The sequence below is a fragment of the Herbaspirillum sp. WKF16 genome, assembly GCF_028993615.1.
GTDB lineage: Bacteria > Pseudomonadota > Gammaproteobacteria > Burkholderiales > Burkholderiaceae_D > Herbaspirillum.
In genome coordinates, this window is sequence record NZ_CP118632.1 from 3,844,209 (window position 1) to 3,861,810 (window position 17,602).

The following is a 17,602-nucleotide window of genomic DNA, read 5'->3' on the forward strand; positions in this document are numbered from 1 at the left end:
TCTTGGGTAAGCCCGCGCTCAGCGCGCGTGGCGCTGGCCGCGCCGGCGATAGGTATCGAGGATCACGGCCACGACAATGACCGCGCCCGTGATGATACGCTTCATCGGCTCGGACACGCCGACCTGCGCCAGCCCGGCCTCCAGCACCGAAATGATCAGCACGCCGATGAAGGTGCTGATGATGGAGCCGCGACCGCCCATCAGGCTGGTGCCGCCGATCACCACCGCCGCGATCACCTGCAGCTCCATGCCGACGCCGCCGTTGGGGTCGGCCGCTTCCAGGCGCGACACCTGGAACAGCGCGGCGATGCCGGCAAAGGCGCCCATCAGCGCGAACGCCAGCACCTTGCTCGGGTTGGGGTTCACTCCCGACAGCCGCACCGCTTCCTCGTTGGTACCGATGCCGATCCAGTAGCGGCCCAGCACGGTGCGCGTCAACACCAGGTGCGCCGCCACCACGATGGCGATGGCGGACAGGAAGGCCGGCGACATGCCCAGCAACACCGGCGAGCTGACCCCGTCCACCGCGCTGCCGATGTATTCGGTGCGCGAGTTGGTGACCTGGTAGGCCAGGCCGCGGGCGATCTCCAGCACGCCCAGCGAGACGATGAAGGACGGGATGCGCCAGTGCACCGAGACCAGCCCGGTCAGCGTGCCGCAGGCGGCCGCCACCACCATGCCCAGCAAGGCGGCGGCGTACAGCGGCCAGCCCCAGCGCACCATGGCCATGGACAGCATGGAGGCCGCCAGCGCCATCACCGAGCCGACCGAGAGGTCGATGCCGCCGATGATCAGGATGAAGGTCATGCCCACCGCCATCACCACCAGCGGCGGGATGTCGTTGGACAGCGTGATGAAGGTGGCCGCGCTCAGGAAGTTCTCGCTGAGGAAGGCGAACATGACGCACATCGCCAGCAACGCGGCGACCAGTCCCAGGTAGTTCTTGGCGCCGGCCAGCCAGGTGGCCCGGCGGGTATTGGAGGAAGTCAGCATGTGTTCGGTGTCCCGTGATCCGTTGTTCTGTGACGGCGTTATGCCGTATTGCCGGCGACCTGGGCCGCGTGCGCGGCCTCCTGGCGCCCGACGTAGCCGCTGAAGGCGGCCGCCAGGATGCGCTCCTGCGACCAGTCCTCGCGCGCGAAGGTGTCGACGATCCTGCCTGCGCTCATGACCGCGATGCGATCGCAGATCTGCATCAGCTCGCGCAGGTCGCTGGAGACCACCAGCAACCCCTTGCCCTGCCCGGCCAGTTCGGCGAACAGGCGATAGATGTCCGACTTGGCGCCGATGTCGATGCCGCGCGTGGGCTCGTCGAACAGCATCACCGGGCAATCGCGGTACAGCCAGCGCGCGATCACCACCTTCTGCTGGTTGCCGCCGGAGAGCTCCCCGGCCGCCTGCGCCACGCTGCCCGAGCGGATGCGCAGCTTGTTCACGTACTGGCGCGCCACCTCGTTCTCGGCGCCGTGGTCCAGCAGGCCGGCCCGGCTCACGCGCCCGAGGTCGGCCAGCGAGGTATTGACGCTGATGGCCTGCGGCAGCAGCAGGCCTTGTCCCTTGCGGTCTTCGGTGACCATGGCGATGCCGGCGCGCACCGCGTCCTTGGGGCTGCGGATCGCGGCCGGCTGCGCGCTGTCGCCGATGAAGATCTCGCCCTGGTCGGCGCGGTCGGCGCCGAAGATCAGGCGCAGCAATTCGGTGCGGCCGGAACCGATCAGCCCGGCGATGCCCAGCACCTCGCCCGCATGCAGGGCAAACGAGGCCGGCTGCACCACGCCGCCGCGACCCAGCCCGCGCACGCGCAGGATGGGCGCGCCGATCTGGCGATGGGCGGGGTCCAGGTCGACCTTGGTCAGCTCGCCGGCCATCAGCTGCACCAGCTGTTCGGTCGAGTAGCGGCTGATGTCGTCGTCGCACACCAGCTTGCCGTCGCGCAGCACCACGATGCGGTCGGCGATGCGCTTGAGCTCTTCCAGCCGGTGCGAGATGTAGATGATGGCCACGCCCTCGGTGCGCAGGCGCTCGATGCGGGCGAACAGGAGCTCGACCTCGCGGCTGGTCAGCATCGCGGTCGGCTCGTCGAGGATCAGGCAGCGGCAGCTGCCGATCAGGTTGCGGGCGATCTCCACCATCTGCTGGTGGCCCAGTCCCAGCTCGCCGACCGGCGTCCATGGGTCGAGCTCGCCCAGGCCGACCACCTCCATCTGGCGGCGCGCGTCCTCGGCCAGCTGCCGGCGGTTGATCCAGCCGAAGCGGCGCGGCAACTTTTCCAGGAACAGGTTCTCGGCAATGGACAGCGTGGGGATCAGGTTCAGCTCCTGCATCACCATGCGGATGCCCAGCGCCTCGGCCTGCGTGCGCGAGGCCGGCGCGTACGGCTGGCCGTCCAGACGCATCGCGCCGGCGCTGGCCTCGACCAGGCCGCAGACGATCTTGGAAAGCGTGCTCTTGCCGGCGCCGTTTTCGCCGGTCAGCGCCAGCACCTGGCCGGGGCGCAGCGCCAGGTCGACGCCCTCGAGCACCGGCGCGGCGTAGCTCTTGCCGATGCCCGACAGCGTCAGCAGGGGAGCGGAAATGGGAAGGGAATCGGTCGGCTGCATGAAAGCGATCGCGCGAAAGAAATCGGAACCGGCCTGCGCCGCCGTTGGCGGTGCGCAGGCCGCGGTCGCCGCGAAGCGGCTTACTTGGTGATCAGCGAGACCTTGGTCTCGACCACGCCGCCCAGGCTGCTCTGCGGCTTCTTCTCGGTCACCGCCTTGAGGGCGGTTTCAATGCCGTTCACAGCCTGCTGCGAGGCGTACTGGTCGACGGTGGCCAGCACCCGGCCGTCTTTGAGCATGGGCTTGATGGCGGTGATGTTGTCGTAGCCGACCAGCAGCACCTTGCCGTTCTTGCCGGCGGCGCGAATCGCCGCCACCGCGCCCAGCGCCATGTTGTCGTTACCGGCCAGGATCGCCTTGATGTCCGGATGGGCGTTCAGGATCGACGCGGCGACCTTGTTGCCCTGGTCGATTTCCCACTGCCCGGACTGCACCGTCACCACGGTCGCGCCGGCGTCCTTCATCGCATCCTGGAAGCCCAGCGTGCGCTGCTGCGCGTTCACGGTGGTGGACACGCCTTCGATGATGGCGACCTTGTCGCCCTTCTGCAGCTGCTTGCCCAGGTAATCGCCGGCCAGCTTGGCACCCTTGCGGTTGTCCGGGCCGACGAAGGGCACGCTGATACCCTTCTCCTTCAATGCCGCGTCGTCGAGCTTGTTGTCGATGTTGACCACGATGATGCCGGCGTCGATGGCCTTCTTCACCACCGGCACCAGCGCCTTGGAATCGGCCGGCGCGATCACCAGCGCGCTGACCTTGGAGACGATCATCTGCTCGACGATCTTGATCTGGTTGGCGGTGTCCTGTTCATCCTTGATGCCGTTGGCGATCAGGTCGTACTGGCTGGCGTGCGCCTTCTGGTGCTCGCGCGCGCCGTTCTCCATGTTCAGGAAGAACTCGTTGGCCAGCGACTTCATCACCAGGGCGACCTTGGGCTTGGCGGTGGACTGCGCCATCACGGCGCCGGGAAGGATCGCGCAGGCGAGCGCGGCGGCCGCGAAATGGCGGCGGGACATGTTGTTCATCTGTGTCTCCGTTATGGATGTTGTCGGCGAATCAACGAAGTTGTCCGCCGTTATGATCGCGCAAACGTTTGCGCGAAAACAGAATAGCACCGGGAAATCATAAAAAAAAGCCCTTTGCGGGGATTTTTTTGGCGGGGTTTCCTGGCGGGAATGATGGCGGCAGGAATGTGGACGGGTGCGGCGCCGACAGGGAGCCGACGGCTTTCGTTGCGCACCGGCGGCCGTGGACAGGCTGCGATACGCCGCTTCGATACGCCGCTGCGCGGCTACTCAGCCCAAACGGAATGTGTCGGTGTGCGACGGACGACGCTGGGTCCCTGCTTTCGCAGGGACGACGGAGAGGGAAAAACTGGCATCGCCGGCGGGATGAACCGGCCCACACCTTGTCGTTCCTGCGAAAGCAGGAACCCGGCGTCGTTCAACTGACGTCGCCATGCGAAGGCAGCATGCCCAAGCCATCGCCAACCGCCATCAAAACATCCCGTTCCCGCTGGCGGTCTTCTCCGGCACGGCCTGCATCACATCCCAGTGCTCGACAATCTTCCCCTCTCGGTCAAACCGGAAGATGTCGACAATCGCCATCCCGCGATCCCCCTCGCCCGTCACCGTATGCACATGCAAGGCCACCAGGTCGCCCTCGGCGATGGCGCGATGGACCGTGCTGCGACGTTGCGGATAACGCGCGAAGATCTGCGTGAAGGCGGCGACAAAGGCGGCGCGCCCATTGGCCACGCGCGGATTGTGCTGGCGATAGTCGTCAGCGACATAGCGCTGCGCCGCCGACAGATCGTGCTGGTTGAAGAACTGCTCGTAGAAGGCCAGCGCATTGCGCTTGTTGGATTCGGCCTGGGCCGAGGCGGCGACTGGCGGAGCGGATGCGGGCAACGCGGTGCAGGCGGATAGAACGGCCGCCATCGACAGGCAGGCGGCGGGAATCAGGCGGCGCAGGAACATGGGAAACTCTCGGATCTTCTGGACTAGCCGATGGTAGCGCAAAGCCCCGCCGCGCGTGTTCAGGCCTCGCGCTCGACGCGGTTGCGGCCGCCGCGCTTGGCCTGGTAGAGCGCCTCGTCGGCGCGCGCGTAGGCGTCCTCGAAATCGCCGCCGGCCGCGCTCCACGACACGCCGAAACTCGACGTCACCGGACGCGACGGCATGCAGGGAAACACTTCGCCCGCGATCGCCTGGCGGATGCGCTCGGCCAGCGCGACCGCCTCGTCCAGCGCGACGCCGGCCAGCAGGATGGAAAACTCCTCGCCGCCGACGCGGCCGACGACGCCCACGCCGTCCAGCGCCAGGCGCAGGCGGTCCACCAGTTCGCGGATCACCGCGTCGCCGGTCGGGTGGCCGAACTCGTCGTTGATGCGCTTGAAGAAATCGATGTCCAGCACCACCACCGACATCGCCGATTGTTCCAGGATGCGGTGCGCGCTCTCGAACACGGCGCCGCGATTGAGTGCGCCGGTCAGGTTGTCGTGCCGCGCCTTGTAGTCGAGCTCGTCGCTGAGCTGCTGCAGGCGCGCGTTGAGCAGGTTGAGCTCGCGCTCGGTGCGGTCGCTGCGCGAAATCAGGCGGCGGCTCTGGCGCATCAGCTGGCCGTAATGCTGCACCAGTTCCTCCAGCGCCGCGCGATAGCGGGCGAAGTCGCCGGTGTCGCTGGCCAGCACGCCGTTGGCGCGCTCCAGGGCTTCCGCTTCCGCTTCGAAGAGATCGACGTCGCTCATCAGCTTTGCACCGCGTGGTCGTTGAACACCAGGGCCGAGAAATCCTCCTGCAGCTCCTGGCCGAACTCGAAGATGGTGTCGTCGTCCTCATCGTGGTACCAGTTCAGCACCACCTCGGCGCCCGACTCGGCCTTCTCGTTCAAGGCATCGAACAGCGAGAACAGCATCTTGGTGCTGGAGCTGTTGAAGTAGGCCAGCGCCACATTGACGGTGATGCCGGCATCGCCGCCTTCATCCAGGAAGCGGCGCAACGTGGCGATGATCTCGCCCCAGAACTGCGCCGCGTTTTCCGGATAGGACTCGCCCTTCAGGGAGAGCGTGCGCTCATCGAAGCGGAAGTCGACTTCCGGGGAGCTGGCGCTTGCCGCGATAAATAAATTGTCCATAGATTCGTTCCAATGCAAAGAAGCCCGGCTGGCAGGCTCCGTCAGATGGTGGCCCTCAGGTAGAAGGTAGAGGCGCCGTCCGCGTCCGGCGCTGAAAATTCGAAGTCCAGCGGCGCGCTGGCATCGCGCGCCACGGTCAGGAAACCGAGGCCGGCGCCCTTGCTGTCGGGAGGCGTCTCGGCGCGCAGCATTTCCTTGTACTCGGCCTTGATCTCGTCGATGGTCAGCGAGCGCAGGTGCTCCAGCTTGGGACGCAGCTTGCCCGCCATTTCGCCGTCCACCGGGTTGGCGCAATGCAGGTAGTACACGCCATCGGTGAGCGAGATGAAGACCGCGCCGCGGCGCATCGACGGCTCGGTGGCCTGGCCTTCCTTGGCATGCAGGTCGGACGAATAGTGGACGATGTTCTGCGCCATCTCGATGAAGGAGGAGAACAGCTTGCGGCGGGTCTGCCCCACCGCGCCGGTGTGCTCGGCGCGCAGCTTCACGGCGTCGGCCATGGCGGCGATGATGGTTTGCGAGAAGTAGCCGACGTAATAGAAGATCACGTCGCGCCGTTCGACGTAGCTGTGGAACTCAGCCCATTGCTGCTGGATGCCGCTCATGCGTGTTGCCCGTGTTGGTGGTTGATGGCGCCGCCCAGGCGCGCGCCGAAGAAAGTGACGTCGTCGCGCCGGCGCTGGCCGCCCTGGTAGCTGCGGTGGCCGGCCATGACCTCGCGGCCGAGCTCGGCCATCGGCAGGTGGCGGTGCTCCTGCAGCGCGCGGCGCAGGCGTTGCTTGCCGAAGGCGATGTTCTTGGCGCCGCCGATCTGGTCGATGATGCCGTCGGTGGAGACGAATACGATCGCGCCCGGCTCGACCTGCACGCTGCGGTTTTCCCATTGCATGTCGTCGGGCGTGTCGACGTAGCCCAGGCCGGTGCGCTTGCCGTCGATGGTCTGCACCTCCTCGCCGTCGGCCGACAGCACGAACAGCGACATCTTGGCGTTGGCGCAGGTCAGCGTGCGGGTGGCGCTGTCGAACCAGAAGAAGCAGGCGTCCATGCCGTCGTCGGACTCGGACTGCACATCACCCTGGCCGGCGGCCGGCTTGCCGGCGCCGGACTGCTGGCCCAGCACGCGCTTCATGGCGCGGTTGACTTCATTCATCACCAGCGCAGGGTTGCGCGGGCCGTGCAGCTCCAGCGCCTGCTTGAGCGAGGACGAGGAAATCAGGGTCAGGAAGGCGCCCGGCACGCCGTGGCCGGTGCAGTCGGCGACGGCGGCGAACCAGCCGTCGGCGTGATGTTCGAAATGGTAGAAGTCGCCGCCGACCACGTCGCGCGGCTCCCAGACCAGGCAGGCGTCGCCCAGCGCCTGCGACATGGCCGAGCGCGAGGTGCTCAGCATGGCGCGCTGGATCACGCTGGCGTAGTCGATGCTCTGCATCACCTGGCGGTTCTTCTCGACCTGCAGCGCGACCAGCTCGCGCATCAGCGCCAGGCCCGAACCGAGGCCGGCGAGGCGGCCCTGCCCGACGATCAGAAAACCGTCGGCCAGCGTCTTGTCGCCCGAGGCCACGGCCATCGCGCCCAGGGTTTCGATCGGCGTGTCGCTCTCGACGATCAGCGGATCCTTGTCCATGAAGGCGATGCAGCTCTTGCGCTCATACAGCTCGCGGTGATACGGCTTGGACATCTGCGACATGAAAATATGCCGGCTGATCAGCCCGATCGGGCGATCCCCCTCCACCACCGGCAGGCTCACCAGCTCCTTGTGCAGGCCGAACACCTCCAGCACCTTGGCATTGTTCTCGTCGAACGCCACCACCGGCACCGTCACCGCCAGCGCCCCCGCTGTCGGCTGAAAAATCTTGTTCCCCATCGCCGGGGTAAGGCTGAAATGGTTGTCCACCGTGCTTGCCCGCGAATGAAATTTTGATCAATCGGCGATCATATTTAATTCGTGTGACAGCAATATGACGCTCAGCCCACGTATCAGCGGGCAGGAAACGCGCTTGCCGCAAGGCAATGCAACTACATCGCCTTGGTCAGTCCGATGGTGCGCTCGATCAGCACCAGCGCGGCCACCGCCAGCACGATGAACACCGCCGAAACGGCGTTGACCACCGGGTCGAAGGTCTGGTCGATGTAAGTGAAGATGCGCACCGGCATGGTCACCGTCCCCGGCGCGGTGAGGAACAGGCTGACCGACACCTCGCCGAACGAGGTCACCGCCGCGAACACGGCGCCGGCCACGATGCCGGGACGGATCAAGGGCAGCGTCACGCGGCGGAAGGTATAGGCCGGCGTCGCGCCCAGGTTCATCGAGGCGGCTTCCAGGCGGCGGTCCATGCTGGCCAGGCTGACCGAGACCGTGCGCACCGCGTACGGCAACGCCACCAGCGTATGGCCGATGGCCAGCCCGATCATCGAACCGGCCAGGCCGGCTGCCGTCAGCACGTACAGCAAGGCGATGCCCAGCACCACCTGCGGGATGATCAGCGGCGACAGCACGAAGGCCTGCAACAGCTCGCGCCCGCGGAAATCCAGGCGCGCCAGCGCGTAGGCGGCAGTGGTGCCGAGGATCGTCGTCAGCGGCGTGACCACCAGCAGCAGCCAGGCGCTGACCTGCAGCGCGCGCAGCCAGGCGCCGTTGTCGACGAAGGCGCGGAACCAGCGCAGCGAGAACGACTGCGGCGGGAATTGCGGATAGGCCTCGGGGCTGAAGGCCGACAGGAAGATCACCAGCACCGGCAGCAGCAGGAACAGGTAGACCAATGCGCCGGCGCCCACGCCGGCCCAGCGCCACGGGCCGCCGGCGCCGCGCAGGGTGTCGTTGTCAGTGGCCATAGACGCGGCGCTCCCATTGTTTTTGCAGGCGGCTCATGACGGCTGCGATCAGCGCGGTCACCGCCAGCAGCGTCAGCGACAGGGCCGCCGCCAGCGGCAGGTCGGCGATCTGCAGCGCCTGCTGGTAGATATTGATCGGCAGCAGCGGCTGCAGGCGTCCGCCGATCAGCAGCGGCGTCACGTAGCTGCCGGCGGCCAGCGCGAACACGATGATGGCGCCGCTCATCATGCCGGGAACGGTCAGCGGCAGCAGCACATGGAAGAAGGTGTGGCGGGCGCCCGCGCCCAGGCTCTGCGAGGCGCGCGGCAAGGCCGGCGGGATCTCGCCCAGCGAAGTCGCCAGCGGCAGCACGGCGAACGGCAGCATCACCTGCACGTAGGCCACGATCACCGCCTTCATGTTCCACAGCAGGGCCAGCGGCGAATCGATCACGCCCAGCTTGCGCAGCACGTCGTTGACCAGCCCGTTCTGCGCCAGCAGCACGATCCAGGCGAAGGTGCGGATCACCACGCTGGTCAGCAGCGGCGAAATCAGGATCACATACAGCACGGTGCGCCAGGCGCGGCTGCGCGTATTGACCAGCAACCAGGCCGCCGGCCAGGCCAGCAGCACGCATAGCAGCGCGGTCAGCGCCGCCACCCACAGCGTGGTGCCCAGCGCGCCCAGGTAGCCGGCGCTGGTGAAGACCTTGATGTACTGGGAGAAGCTGTAGGTGGGCAGCAGCATCAGCATGCCGTCGACGTCGCGCAGCGAGAGCGCGGCCAGCAGCAAACCGGGCGCGACCAGGAAGGCGATCAGGAACAGCATGCCCGGCGTGAGCATCAGCCACGGGAACCATGACCTGCCGGCGATCGCGGCGCGGCTCATGCTGGGCTTCCCGGCTTGGCCTGCGCGGGGGAAGCATCGTCCGGCAACGCCACCAGGTCCTGCGGCTCCCAGGCCAGGCGCACGCCCACGCCGGGCTGCGGCACCTGGCCGAACAGCGCTTCCGGGGCCGCCACCTGCAGCTCGCCGGCGCCGGCCAGCGCGATGGAAAGATGAAGTTCCGCCCCCGCGTAGCTGGCCTCGCGCACCGTGCCTTCCACGGTGTTCGGCCCGGGGGACGCGCCGTCGGCTTCGCTCAGGCGGATACGTTCCGGGCGCAGCAGGAACAGCGTCTCCCGCGCCGCCTGCTCGCCCGCGAACAGGCGCAGCGGCGCGCCGTCGGCCGCGGCATGCGAGAGCGCGTCGAAATGACCGTCGCCCCGCGGCCGCGCGGCGATCAGGTTGGCCTGGCCGACGAATTCGCCGACGAAACGGTTGGCCGGCTGGCGATACAGCTGCAATGGCGTGCCGACCTGCTGCAGGCGGCCGCCGCCGAGGATGCCGATGCGATCGGACAGGCCCAGCGCTTCTTCCTGGTCGTGCGTGACCATCACGGTGGTGATGCCGACGTCGCGCTGCAGGCGGCGCAGTTCGGCCTGCATCTCCTTGCGCAGCTTGGCGTCGAGGTTGGACAGCGGCTCGTCCAGCAGCAGCACCTGCGGCCGGATCGCCAGCGCGCGGGCGATCGCCACGCGCTGCTGCTGGCCGCCGGAGAGCTGGTGCGGCATGCGCTGCGCCAGCTCCGACAGGCGCACCAGCGCCAGCATCTCGGCCACGCGCTCGCGCACCGTCTCACCCTGTTGCCGGCGCACGCGCAGGCCATAGGCGACGTTGTCGAACACGTTCAGGTGCGGGAACAGCGCGTAGTTCTGGAACACCATGCCGATGTCGCGCTGGTGCGGCGCCAGGCGCGTGATGTCGCGCCCGGCCAGCCAGACGCTGCCGGCGCCGGGCTCCAGAAAGCCGGCGATGATGTTGAGCAGCGTGGTCTTGCCGCAGCCGCTGGGACCCAGCAGCGAGAAGAACTCGCCCTGGGCGATGCCGAGGTCCACGCCGTCCAGCGCCTGCAGCGCGCCGAAACGGCGCGTCACGCCACGAATGTCGATAGCGCTCATCGGCCGCTTACTTGCCGTTGCCCAGGGCCTGCGCCCAGCGGGTGCTCCAGTCGGCGACCTTGGGCGTGGCGGTTTCGTAGTCGATCCAGATCAGCTTCTTGTAGGCCTCTTCGCCGACCTGCACCTTGCCCTTGAGCTCCTCGTTGTATTGCACGTCCTGGTTGGTCATGCCGTACAGCGAGCCGTCCGAGAACGACTTCTGCACCTTGTCGCTGGAGAGGAAATCGACCAGCTTGTAGGCATTGGCCAGGTTGGGCGCGCCCTTGGCGATGACCCAGTTGGCCGCGCCCACCACCGGGCCGTCGCTCGGATAGGCGAAGCCGACCTTCAGGCCGCTCTTCTGCAGCGCGAACACGCGGCCATCCCAATACGGCACCACCCACGCGTCGCCGCGCTCAAGCAAGGTCTGGATCGCGCCCGGGCTGTCGGGGAAGGCGACCGCGCTGCCCTTGAGTTCGGCCAGCTTGGCGAAGGTCTTGTCGACGTCGGCGTCGTTCTTCAGTTCGCCGCCCAGCGCGTGGGTCAGGCCGGCGAAGAATTGCAGGCCGGCGGCATAGGTCGGCGAGGAGATCGCCACGTGTCCCTTGTACTCCGGGTTCCACAGGTCCAGCCAGCTCTTGGGCGGCGTCTTGACCAGGTCGGTGCGGTAGGCCAGGCCCAGCTGGCCGAGGCTGAAGGCGGCGGCGTAGGTCTTGCCGTCCTTGGTGAATTTCTCCTGCACCGAGGGATAAAGCTTGGCCAGGTTGGGGATGTTGCCGGCTTCCAGCGGCTGCAGCAGGCCGGCCGCGGCGGCGCGCTGCACCGAGTCGGGCTGGAACACCACGATGTCGTACTGCGGGTTGTTGCCGTTGGAAGCGCGCAGCTTGGCCAGCCATTCGGCATCGGCGCCCGGCACGATCTCGACGTTGATCTTGTTGTCCCGCGCGTATTGTTCCAGGCCGGCGGCGCGGATGTTCTTCTCCCAGTCGCCGCCGTAGACGCCGATCACCACCTTGTCGGTGGCGGCCGGCGCGGGCGCGCTGGCCTGCGGCGCCTCGGGCTTCTTGTCGCCGCAGGCGGCGAGGATGGCGGCGGCCAGGGTGATGGCCAGGGTGGGAATGAAGCGGATCGATTTCACGGTGTTCTCCATGTTGTTTGATCGGATTTCGGGCGATGCATCTCGGGATCGCAAGGGTCAGTTTGCCGGCGTCGGGACCGACGCCGTACAGGCATCGACTTCGCGCGCGAAATGGAGGGCGGCCTGGGCGATGGCCTCGTCATGCGCCAGCGCCTGCGGGAAACCGTCGGGCAGCGCCGCCAGCGCGGCGGCGAATACCTGGCGGCGGCGACGCGGGCGGGCCGCCGGCGGCATGGCGAACAGGGCCGCGTTCAGGCGATCCAGCTGGGCCGGCGCGAAGACCCGGTCCCAGGCGTCGCGTTCGGCGCCGAAGCGGCTGCGCGCTTGCGGCTTGCGCGCGCGCAACGCGGCGGTGGCGGCCTCGTCCAGCGCCGCGCCGGCGGCGCCGCTGGTGAAGGCCACGCCGTAGTCGCGCCGCGCGGCGTCCGGCGACAGCAGGCCGCGCCTGACGTCGGCCAGCACCGCGGCGGGGTCGCGCTCGAAGGGGTTGCCCCAGCCGCCGCCGCCGGGCGTCTGGATTGCGATCTCGTCGCCCGCGGCCACCGGCAGCAGGTCGATCTTGCCCAGTTCGCGCGGCGCTTCGCCGGGCCGCTGCAGCACCAGCCGCGCCGGCGCGCCCGGACCGCCGCCCTGCGCGCCCCACGGGCGAAAACGCAGGCGCTCCATGCCGCGCGCCAGCACGAAGCTGTCGTCCTGCAGGATGCGGAAACGGATCTCCTGGCCGTTGCCGCCGCGCCATTGGCCGGCGCCGGCCGAATCGGGACGCAGGCCGTAGCGCACGATCTCGACGCCGGTCTCGGCTTCCACCGTCTCGACCGGATTGTTGGAAAGATTGGAAATGCTGCTGTCGCGGCCGTCGGCGCCATCGCGGCCGCGCCGCCCGCCGGTGCCGCCGACCATGGGTTCGACCACCTGCACGTTCTGGCCATGGCCGTGACGCGACGGTTCGGCCACCACCACCGGGATGATGGTGCCTCCGCTGGCGGCCGGCATGTGCTCCGGCAAGGCTTGGCCGAGCACGCCGTTCAAGGCGTCGTTGACCCGCACCGCGGCCGCATGGCGCACGCCGACCGCAGCGCCCGGCAAGGGATTGACGATGCTGCCGGCCGGCGCCACCACCGATACCGGTTTCAGCAAGCCGGCATTGATCGGCACGCCCTTGTCCAGCGTCGCCACCAGCGCCAGGATGCGCAGCGTCAGCCAGGCATGCGGCAGGCCGTGGCTGGGGATGTTGATGGCGGCGGCCACCTGCGGGTCGCTGCCGGTGAAGTCCAGTTCGATGCCGCCGCCCTTGAGCGTCACCGCCAGCGCGATGCGCACCGGCAAGCCGGCGCCGGCTTCGTCGTCGAGGTAATCGGTGAAACGGTAAGTGCCTTCGGGGATCCGCGAGAGCACCGCGCGGGCGCGCAGCGCGGCGTAATCCACCAGGTCGGCCTGGGCGTCGACGAAGGCCTGCGCGCCGTGCTGGGCCAGGGTCTGCGCGACGCGCTCGCGGCCGGTGGCCAGCGCGCCCAGCATGGCTTTGAGATCGCCCATGTTGGCGTCGGGCGTGCGGCTGTTGGCGCGGAACAGCAAGGCCACGTCCTCGTTCATGCGGCCGGCGCGCATGATCTTCACCGGCGGGATCTGCAAGCCCTCCTGGAAGATTTCATGGTTGGTCGGCGAAATGCTGCTGGGCACCTTGCCGCCGACGTCGGAGGCGTGCAGGAAGCCCCAGCCGTAGGCGACGATGCGGCCCGCGTGGAAGTAGGGCTCGATCACCTGCAGGTCCGGCAGGTGGGTGGCCAGGCCGCGCGAACGGTAGGGGTCGTTGGTGAGGATCACATCGCCCGGGGCCAGCTCGCCGACCGCCGCGATGGCGGCGCTGCAGTCCAGGCCGACGAAACCGGAGACGCCCAGCGCGCGCGGATAGGCGAAGAACTTGCCGTCCAGGCCGGCCAGAGCGCAGCAGAAATCGGCGGTCTCCTTCACGTACAGGGTGCGGCCGGTGCGCTGCAATGTCAGGCACATTTCCTCGGCGACCGACGTCAGCTTGTTGCCGAGGATTTCCATGGTGACCGGATCGAGTTTCATGGTTGCGCTCCCTTCGCGCCCTGTTCACCGGCGGCGAGCTTGCCGGCCGGTGTCAGATGCAGGTTGCCGTGCCGGTCGGTGCGGGCTTGCCAGCCCGGCAGCACCAGCACGGTGGTGTCTTCCTGTTCGATGATCGCGGGCCCTTGCAACAGGTCGCCCGCATCCAGCGCGGCGCGCGCATAGACGCCGGCCTGATGCCAGCCGCCGCGCAGGAACACCCGGCGCTGCGCGCGCGGCGCGGGATTGCCGCCGCCGGCCGGCCGCTCTGCGCTATGCGCCTTGGCCAGGCGACCGACGATGGCCAGGCGGATGGTGGAGACCTCGACCGGCGCGTCCTCATCGCGAAAGCCGTACAGGCGCTCGTGCTCGCGATGGAAGGCCTCGGTCAGCGCGCGCGCGTCCAGCGGCGAGGGCAAGGTTTGCGGCAGGGCCACGCTCAACTCGTAGGCTTGACCGGCGTAGCGCATGTCCAGCGCGTGCCGCAGTTCGGCTGCGCCATCGCCGTCGGCGCCGGCCGGCATGCCCTGCTCGTCCAGCCAGGCGCGCGCCTGCGCCGCCAGCGCGCGCCAGATCGCGCCGACCTCGGCCGCGCTGCGGTCGTCGATGGCCACGCGCAGGCTGCGCACGAAGTCGCGCCGCAGGTCGGAAGTGGCCGCCCCCAGCGCGCAGAAGGTGCCGGGCTTTTGCGGCACCAGCACATGCGTCAGGCCGGCCTCTTCCGCCAGCCAGTTGGCGTGGGTCGGGCCGGCGCCGCCGAAGGGCACCAGCGCGAACTCGGCCGGATCGAGGCCGCGCTGGGCCAGGCTCTTGCGCAGCTCGGACGCCATCTGCGCGGTGGCGATGGCCAGCGCGCCGGAGGCGGCGCGGATGCCGGCGTCGGCCCCGTGGTCGCCCAGCGCGCCGGCGACCGTGGCCAGCGCCTCGATCGCGCGTTCGGGATAGAGCTTCATGGCGCCGCCGACGAAGGCGTCCGCGTCCAGCACGCCGGTGGCGAGGTAACAGTCGGTGACGGTGGCGTCGGCGCCGCCGCGGCCGTAGCAGGCCGGGCCGGGATCGGCGCCCGCGCTTTCCGGGCCGACCTTGAGCACGCCGTGTTCATCGACGCGAATGCGCGAGCCGCCGCCGGCGCCGATGGCCGACACGCCGACTACCGGCAGCACCAGCGGCAGGCCGCCGATCTCGGTGCGCGTGACCATCTCGGCCTGGCCGTGCTGGGAAACGGCGATGTCGCTGCTGGTGCCGCCCATGTCGAAGGTGACGATGCGCGGCGTGGCCGACTCGTCGGCCAGCCGCGCCGCCGCCACCACGCCGGAGGCCGGACCGGAGAGCACGGTGTCGATCGGACGCGCCAGCGCGCCCTGCAGCGACAGCGAGCCGCCGTTGGAGGCGGTCACCAGGATCGGCGCGGCCACGCCCAGCTCGCCCATCAGCTGCGCCAGCCGTTCGAAGTAGCGGCGCATCAGCGGCTGGATATAGGCGTTCAGCGTGGCCACCACGGTGCGTTCGTATTCGCGGATCTCGGGCCATGTCTGCGCCGCCGACAGCACCGCCATCCCGCGCGCCTGCGCCGGCAAGGCGGCCTGCAGCGCGGCGGCCAGCTCGGCCTCGCGCTCGGGCTGGAGGAAACCGTTGATCAACATCAGCACGGCGGCGTCGCATTCCAAGCGCCCCAGGCCCTCGGCCACGCGCGCGATCTCGTCCGCTGCGGGCCAGCGCGTGGAAGCGCCGTCGCGATTGAAGCGCGCGCCGATTTCCAGCACGCGCTCACGCGGCAGGAAGGGTTCTTCACGGCTGGCGTGGAAGTCGAAGGACGACGGCATGCGCGCGCGACCGATCTCCAGCACATCGCGGAAACCCTCGCTGGCGACCAGCGCCACGCGCGCGCCGCGGCGCTGGATGATGGCGTTGAGGCCGATGGTGGTGCCATGCAGGAGCACGCCGACGTCGGCCGGCGCCAGGCCCTGCTTTCCGATCAGCGCGACCAGGCCGTCGCGCACCGCCAATGCGGGATCGGCGGGGGTGCTGGCTTGCTTGTGGTAGGCCAGGCGCTTGCGGCCGGCATCATAGAGGACGAAATCGGTGAAGGTGCCGCCTACGTCGATGCCGACGCGCACCCCGGTGGCTGAATCGGGATTCACTGCTACTCCGGAAGGTGATGCCTGCCCGCCGCCGCCGCATGGATACATGGGGCGCAAATCAGGCAAAGTGCATGAGTTTAGGTTCTCGGAACACCCAGGGAAAATCAGATTTCCGAATAAGTTTATGCGACATTCGACTTTGACGAATCGTTCCGCATCTTGTTAGCGTCGGCAGGCGTTGCGGCCGCGCCGCCATCCGTTATCGACAGGACAACTTCGCATGCGCATTGCCATCGGCGGTTTCCAGCATGAAACCAACACCTTCAGCCCCGTCCCCACGCGCTGGGAAAACCTGGTCGCGGCCGATACCTGGCCCGGCCTGCTGCAAGGCGCCGCCCTGCTGGATGCAATGGCGCCGGCGCCGGGCCAGGCGCCACGCAACATTCCCGTGGCCGGCTTCATCGGCGCGGCCCAGGGCGATCCCCGCGCGCAGCTGCTGCCGCTGGCCTGGGCCGCGGCCGGGCCAGCGGGGCGGGTGACGCGCGACGCCTTCGAGCGCATGAGCGCGCTGCTGCTGGACGGCCTGGCGCAAGCCCGGCCCGAGGCCGTCTACCTCGACCTGCACGGCGCGATGGTCGCCGAACACATCGACGACGCCGACGGCGAGATCCTGCGCCGCGTGCGCGCGGCCATCGGCGCGCGCATGCCGCTGGTGGCCAGCCTCGACCTGCACGCCAACGTCTCGCCGCAGATGCTGGAGCAAGCCGACCTGCTGCTGTCCTATCGCACCTACCCGCACATCGACATGGCCGCCACCGGCGCACGCGCCTTCGCCCGGCTGGCGCGCTTGCTGGCAGACGGCGGGCGTCCGAGCCTGGCGTGGCGCCGCATCCCCTTCCTCATTCCCATGTGCTGGCAATGCACCGACCTGGAGCCGGCGCGCGCGCTGCAAGCGATGACGCAGGCGCTGGAAGACGAAAGCGATGCGCCGGCCAATTTCACCATGGGATTCCCGGCCGCCGACGTGGCCGAATGCGGCCCGCTGGCGTGGGCCTACGGCGTCGACCAGGCGCAGGCCGAGGCCGGCGCGGAGCGCCTGCTGCGGGCCGTGCTGGATGCGCGGGAACAATTCAACGGCGAGATCTTCGATGCGCGCGGCGCGGTCAGGCGCGCGCTGGAGATCAGGCAAGGAGGACAGGCCGGCAACGCCCCGGTCGTGATCGCCGATGCCCAGGACAACCCCGGCGCCGGCGGCAGCGCCGACACCACCGGCTTGCTGCGCGAACTGGTGCGCGCCGACGCCAACGCGGCGCTGGGCCTGCTGGTCGATCCGCAGGCGGCGGCCGCGGCGCACGCGGCCGGCGTCGGCGCGCAACTTGACCTGGCGCTGGGCGGACGCTCGGGCATCGCCGGCGATGCGCCCTTTGTCGCATCGGCGCGCGTGGAGCGCCTGCATGACGGCGCCGTCGACGCCACCGGCAGCGTGTTCCGCGGCTACCGGCTGACGCTGGGGCCGAGCGCGCTGTTGTCGATCGGGCGCGTGCAGGTGATCGTGGTATCGCAGCCGGTTCAGCTGCTGGACCTCGCGCTGCTGCGCTTCGTCGGCCTGGAGCCGGAAGGGCTGGACATCATTGCGGTGAAGAGCACGGTGCATTTCCGCGCCGATTTCGCACCGGTGGCCAGTGCGATACTGGTGTGCGCCGCGCCGGGAGCGTTCCCGCTCGACCCGGCGCAATTGCCCTGGACCAAGCTGCCGGAGCAGATACGCCGGCGCCCGGCCGGCTGAA

15 protein-coding genes are annotated in these 17,602 nt (G+C 68.9%); 1 reads left to right on the forward strand and 14 read right to left on the reverse strand.

What is annotated here, in order from left to right; all coding sequences use genetic code 11:
- Positions 1 to 18 precede the first annotated feature (18 nt).
- The 14 genes from Herbaro_RS17400 to Herbaro_RS17465 all read right to left on the reverse strand — a co-directional run bounded on the left by Herbaro_RS17400 (position 19) and on the right by Herbaro_RS17465 (position 15,875).
- Positions 19 to 993, reverse strand: coding sequence for an ABC transporter permease (locus Herbaro_RS17400; protein WP_275010873.1), 975 nt, complete (start codon positions 991 to 993; stop codon positions 19 to 21).
- A gap of 38 nt (positions 994 to 1,031) precedes the next feature.
- Positions 1,032 to 2,600, reverse strand: a complete 1,569-nt coding sequence (locus Herbaro_RS17405; protein ID WP_275010874.1) for a sugar ABC transporter ATP-binding protein — start codon at positions 2,598 to 2,600, stop codon at positions 1,032 to 1,034.
- 80 nt (positions 2,601 to 2,680) lie between these two features.
- Entirely contained in the window at positions 2,681 to 3,625 is a 945-nt protein-coding gene (locus Herbaro_RS17410; RefSeq protein WP_275010875.1) for a sugar ABC transporter substrate-binding protein, read from the reverse strand.
- Positions 3,626 to 4,096: 471 nt separating this feature from the next.
- Positions 4,097 to 4,579 (reverse strand): nuclear transport factor 2 family protein, encoded by a 483-nt coding sequence (locus tag Herbaro_RS17415; protein WP_275010876.1) that lies wholly within the window; start codon positions 4,577 to 4,579, stop codon positions 4,097 to 4,099.
- A 59-nt stretch (positions 4,580 to 4,638) separates the two neighbouring features.
- On the reverse strand, positions 4,639 to 5,349 hold the full coding sequence (locus Herbaro_RS17420; RefSeq protein WP_275010877.1) for a GGDEF domain-containing protein: 711 nt from the start codon (positions 5,347 to 5,349) through the stop codon (positions 4,639 to 4,641).
- Positions 5,349 to 5,735, reverse strand: coding sequence for a DUF1987 domain-containing protein (locus tag Herbaro_RS17425; RefSeq protein WP_275010878.1), 387 nt, complete (start codon positions 5,733 to 5,735; stop codon positions 5,349 to 5,351). Before Herbaro_RS17425 ends, Herbaro_RS17420 begins: the two co-directional genes overlap by 1 nt.
- 41 nt (positions 5,736 to 5,776) lie before the next feature.
- A complete protein-coding gene (locus tag Herbaro_RS17430; RefSeq protein ID WP_275010879.1) occupies positions 5,777 to 6,340 on the reverse strand; it encodes a SiaB family protein kinase in 564 nt (187 codons plus the stop codon).
- Entirely contained in the window at positions 6,337 to 7,629 is a 1,293-nt protein-coding gene (locus tag Herbaro_RS17435) for a SpoIIE family protein phosphatase (protein ID WP_275010880.1), read from the reverse strand. Before Herbaro_RS17435 ends, Herbaro_RS17430 begins: the two co-directional genes overlap by 4 nt.
- A gap of 122 nt (positions 7,630 to 7,751) precedes the next feature.
- The gene (locus Herbaro_RS17440) at positions 7,752 to 8,567 is read right to left on the reverse strand and encodes an ABC transporter permease (RefSeq protein ID WP_275010881.1); all 816 of its coding nucleotides are present in this window, start codon (positions 8,565 to 8,567) and stop codon (positions 7,752 to 7,754) included.
- On the reverse strand, positions 8,557 to 9,435 hold the full coding sequence (locus tag Herbaro_RS17445) for an ABC transporter permease (RefSeq protein WP_275010882.1): 879 nt from the start codon (positions 9,433 to 9,435) through the stop codon (positions 8,557 to 8,559). The genes Herbaro_RS17440 and Herbaro_RS17445 overlap by 11 nt, the downstream gene beginning before the upstream one ends.
- Entirely contained in the window at positions 9,432 to 10,547 is a 1,116-nt protein-coding gene (locus Herbaro_RS17450; RefSeq protein ID WP_275010883.1) for an ABC transporter ATP-binding protein, read from the reverse strand. Before Herbaro_RS17450 ends, Herbaro_RS17445 begins: the two co-directional genes overlap by 4 nt.
- 7 nt (positions 10,548 to 10,554) lie before the next feature.
- Positions 10,555 to 11,676 carry an ABC transporter substrate-binding protein gene (locus Herbaro_RS17455; RefSeq protein WP_275010884.1) on the reverse strand — a complete coding sequence of 374 codons (1,122 nt, stop codon included), beginning with the start codon at positions 11,674 to 11,676 and terminating at the stop codon, positions 10,555 to 10,557.
- Between the two features lie 45 nt (positions 11,677 to 11,721).
- Positions 11,722 to 13,737 (reverse strand): hydantoinase B/oxoprolinase family protein, encoded by a 2,016-nt coding sequence (locus Herbaro_RS17460; protein ID WP_275010885.1) that lies wholly within the window; start codon positions 13,735 to 13,737, stop codon positions 11,722 to 11,724.
- A complete protein-coding gene (locus Herbaro_RS17465) occupies positions 13,734 to 15,875 on the reverse strand; it encodes a hydantoinase/oxoprolinase family protein (RefSeq protein ID WP_275010886.1) in 2,142 nt (713 codons plus the stop codon). The genes Herbaro_RS17460 and Herbaro_RS17465 overlap by 4 nt, the downstream gene beginning before the upstream one ends.
- A 220-nt stretch (positions 15,876 to 16,095) precedes the next feature.
- Between Herbaro_RS17465 and Herbaro_RS17470 the strand changes: the two genes are divergently transcribed.
- A complete protein-coding gene (locus tag Herbaro_RS17470; RefSeq protein ID WP_275010887.1) occupies positions 16,096 to 17,601 on the forward strand; it encodes a M81 family metallopeptidase in 1,506 nt (501 codons plus the stop codon).
- The last annotated feature ends 1 nt before the right edge of the window (position 17,602 follow it).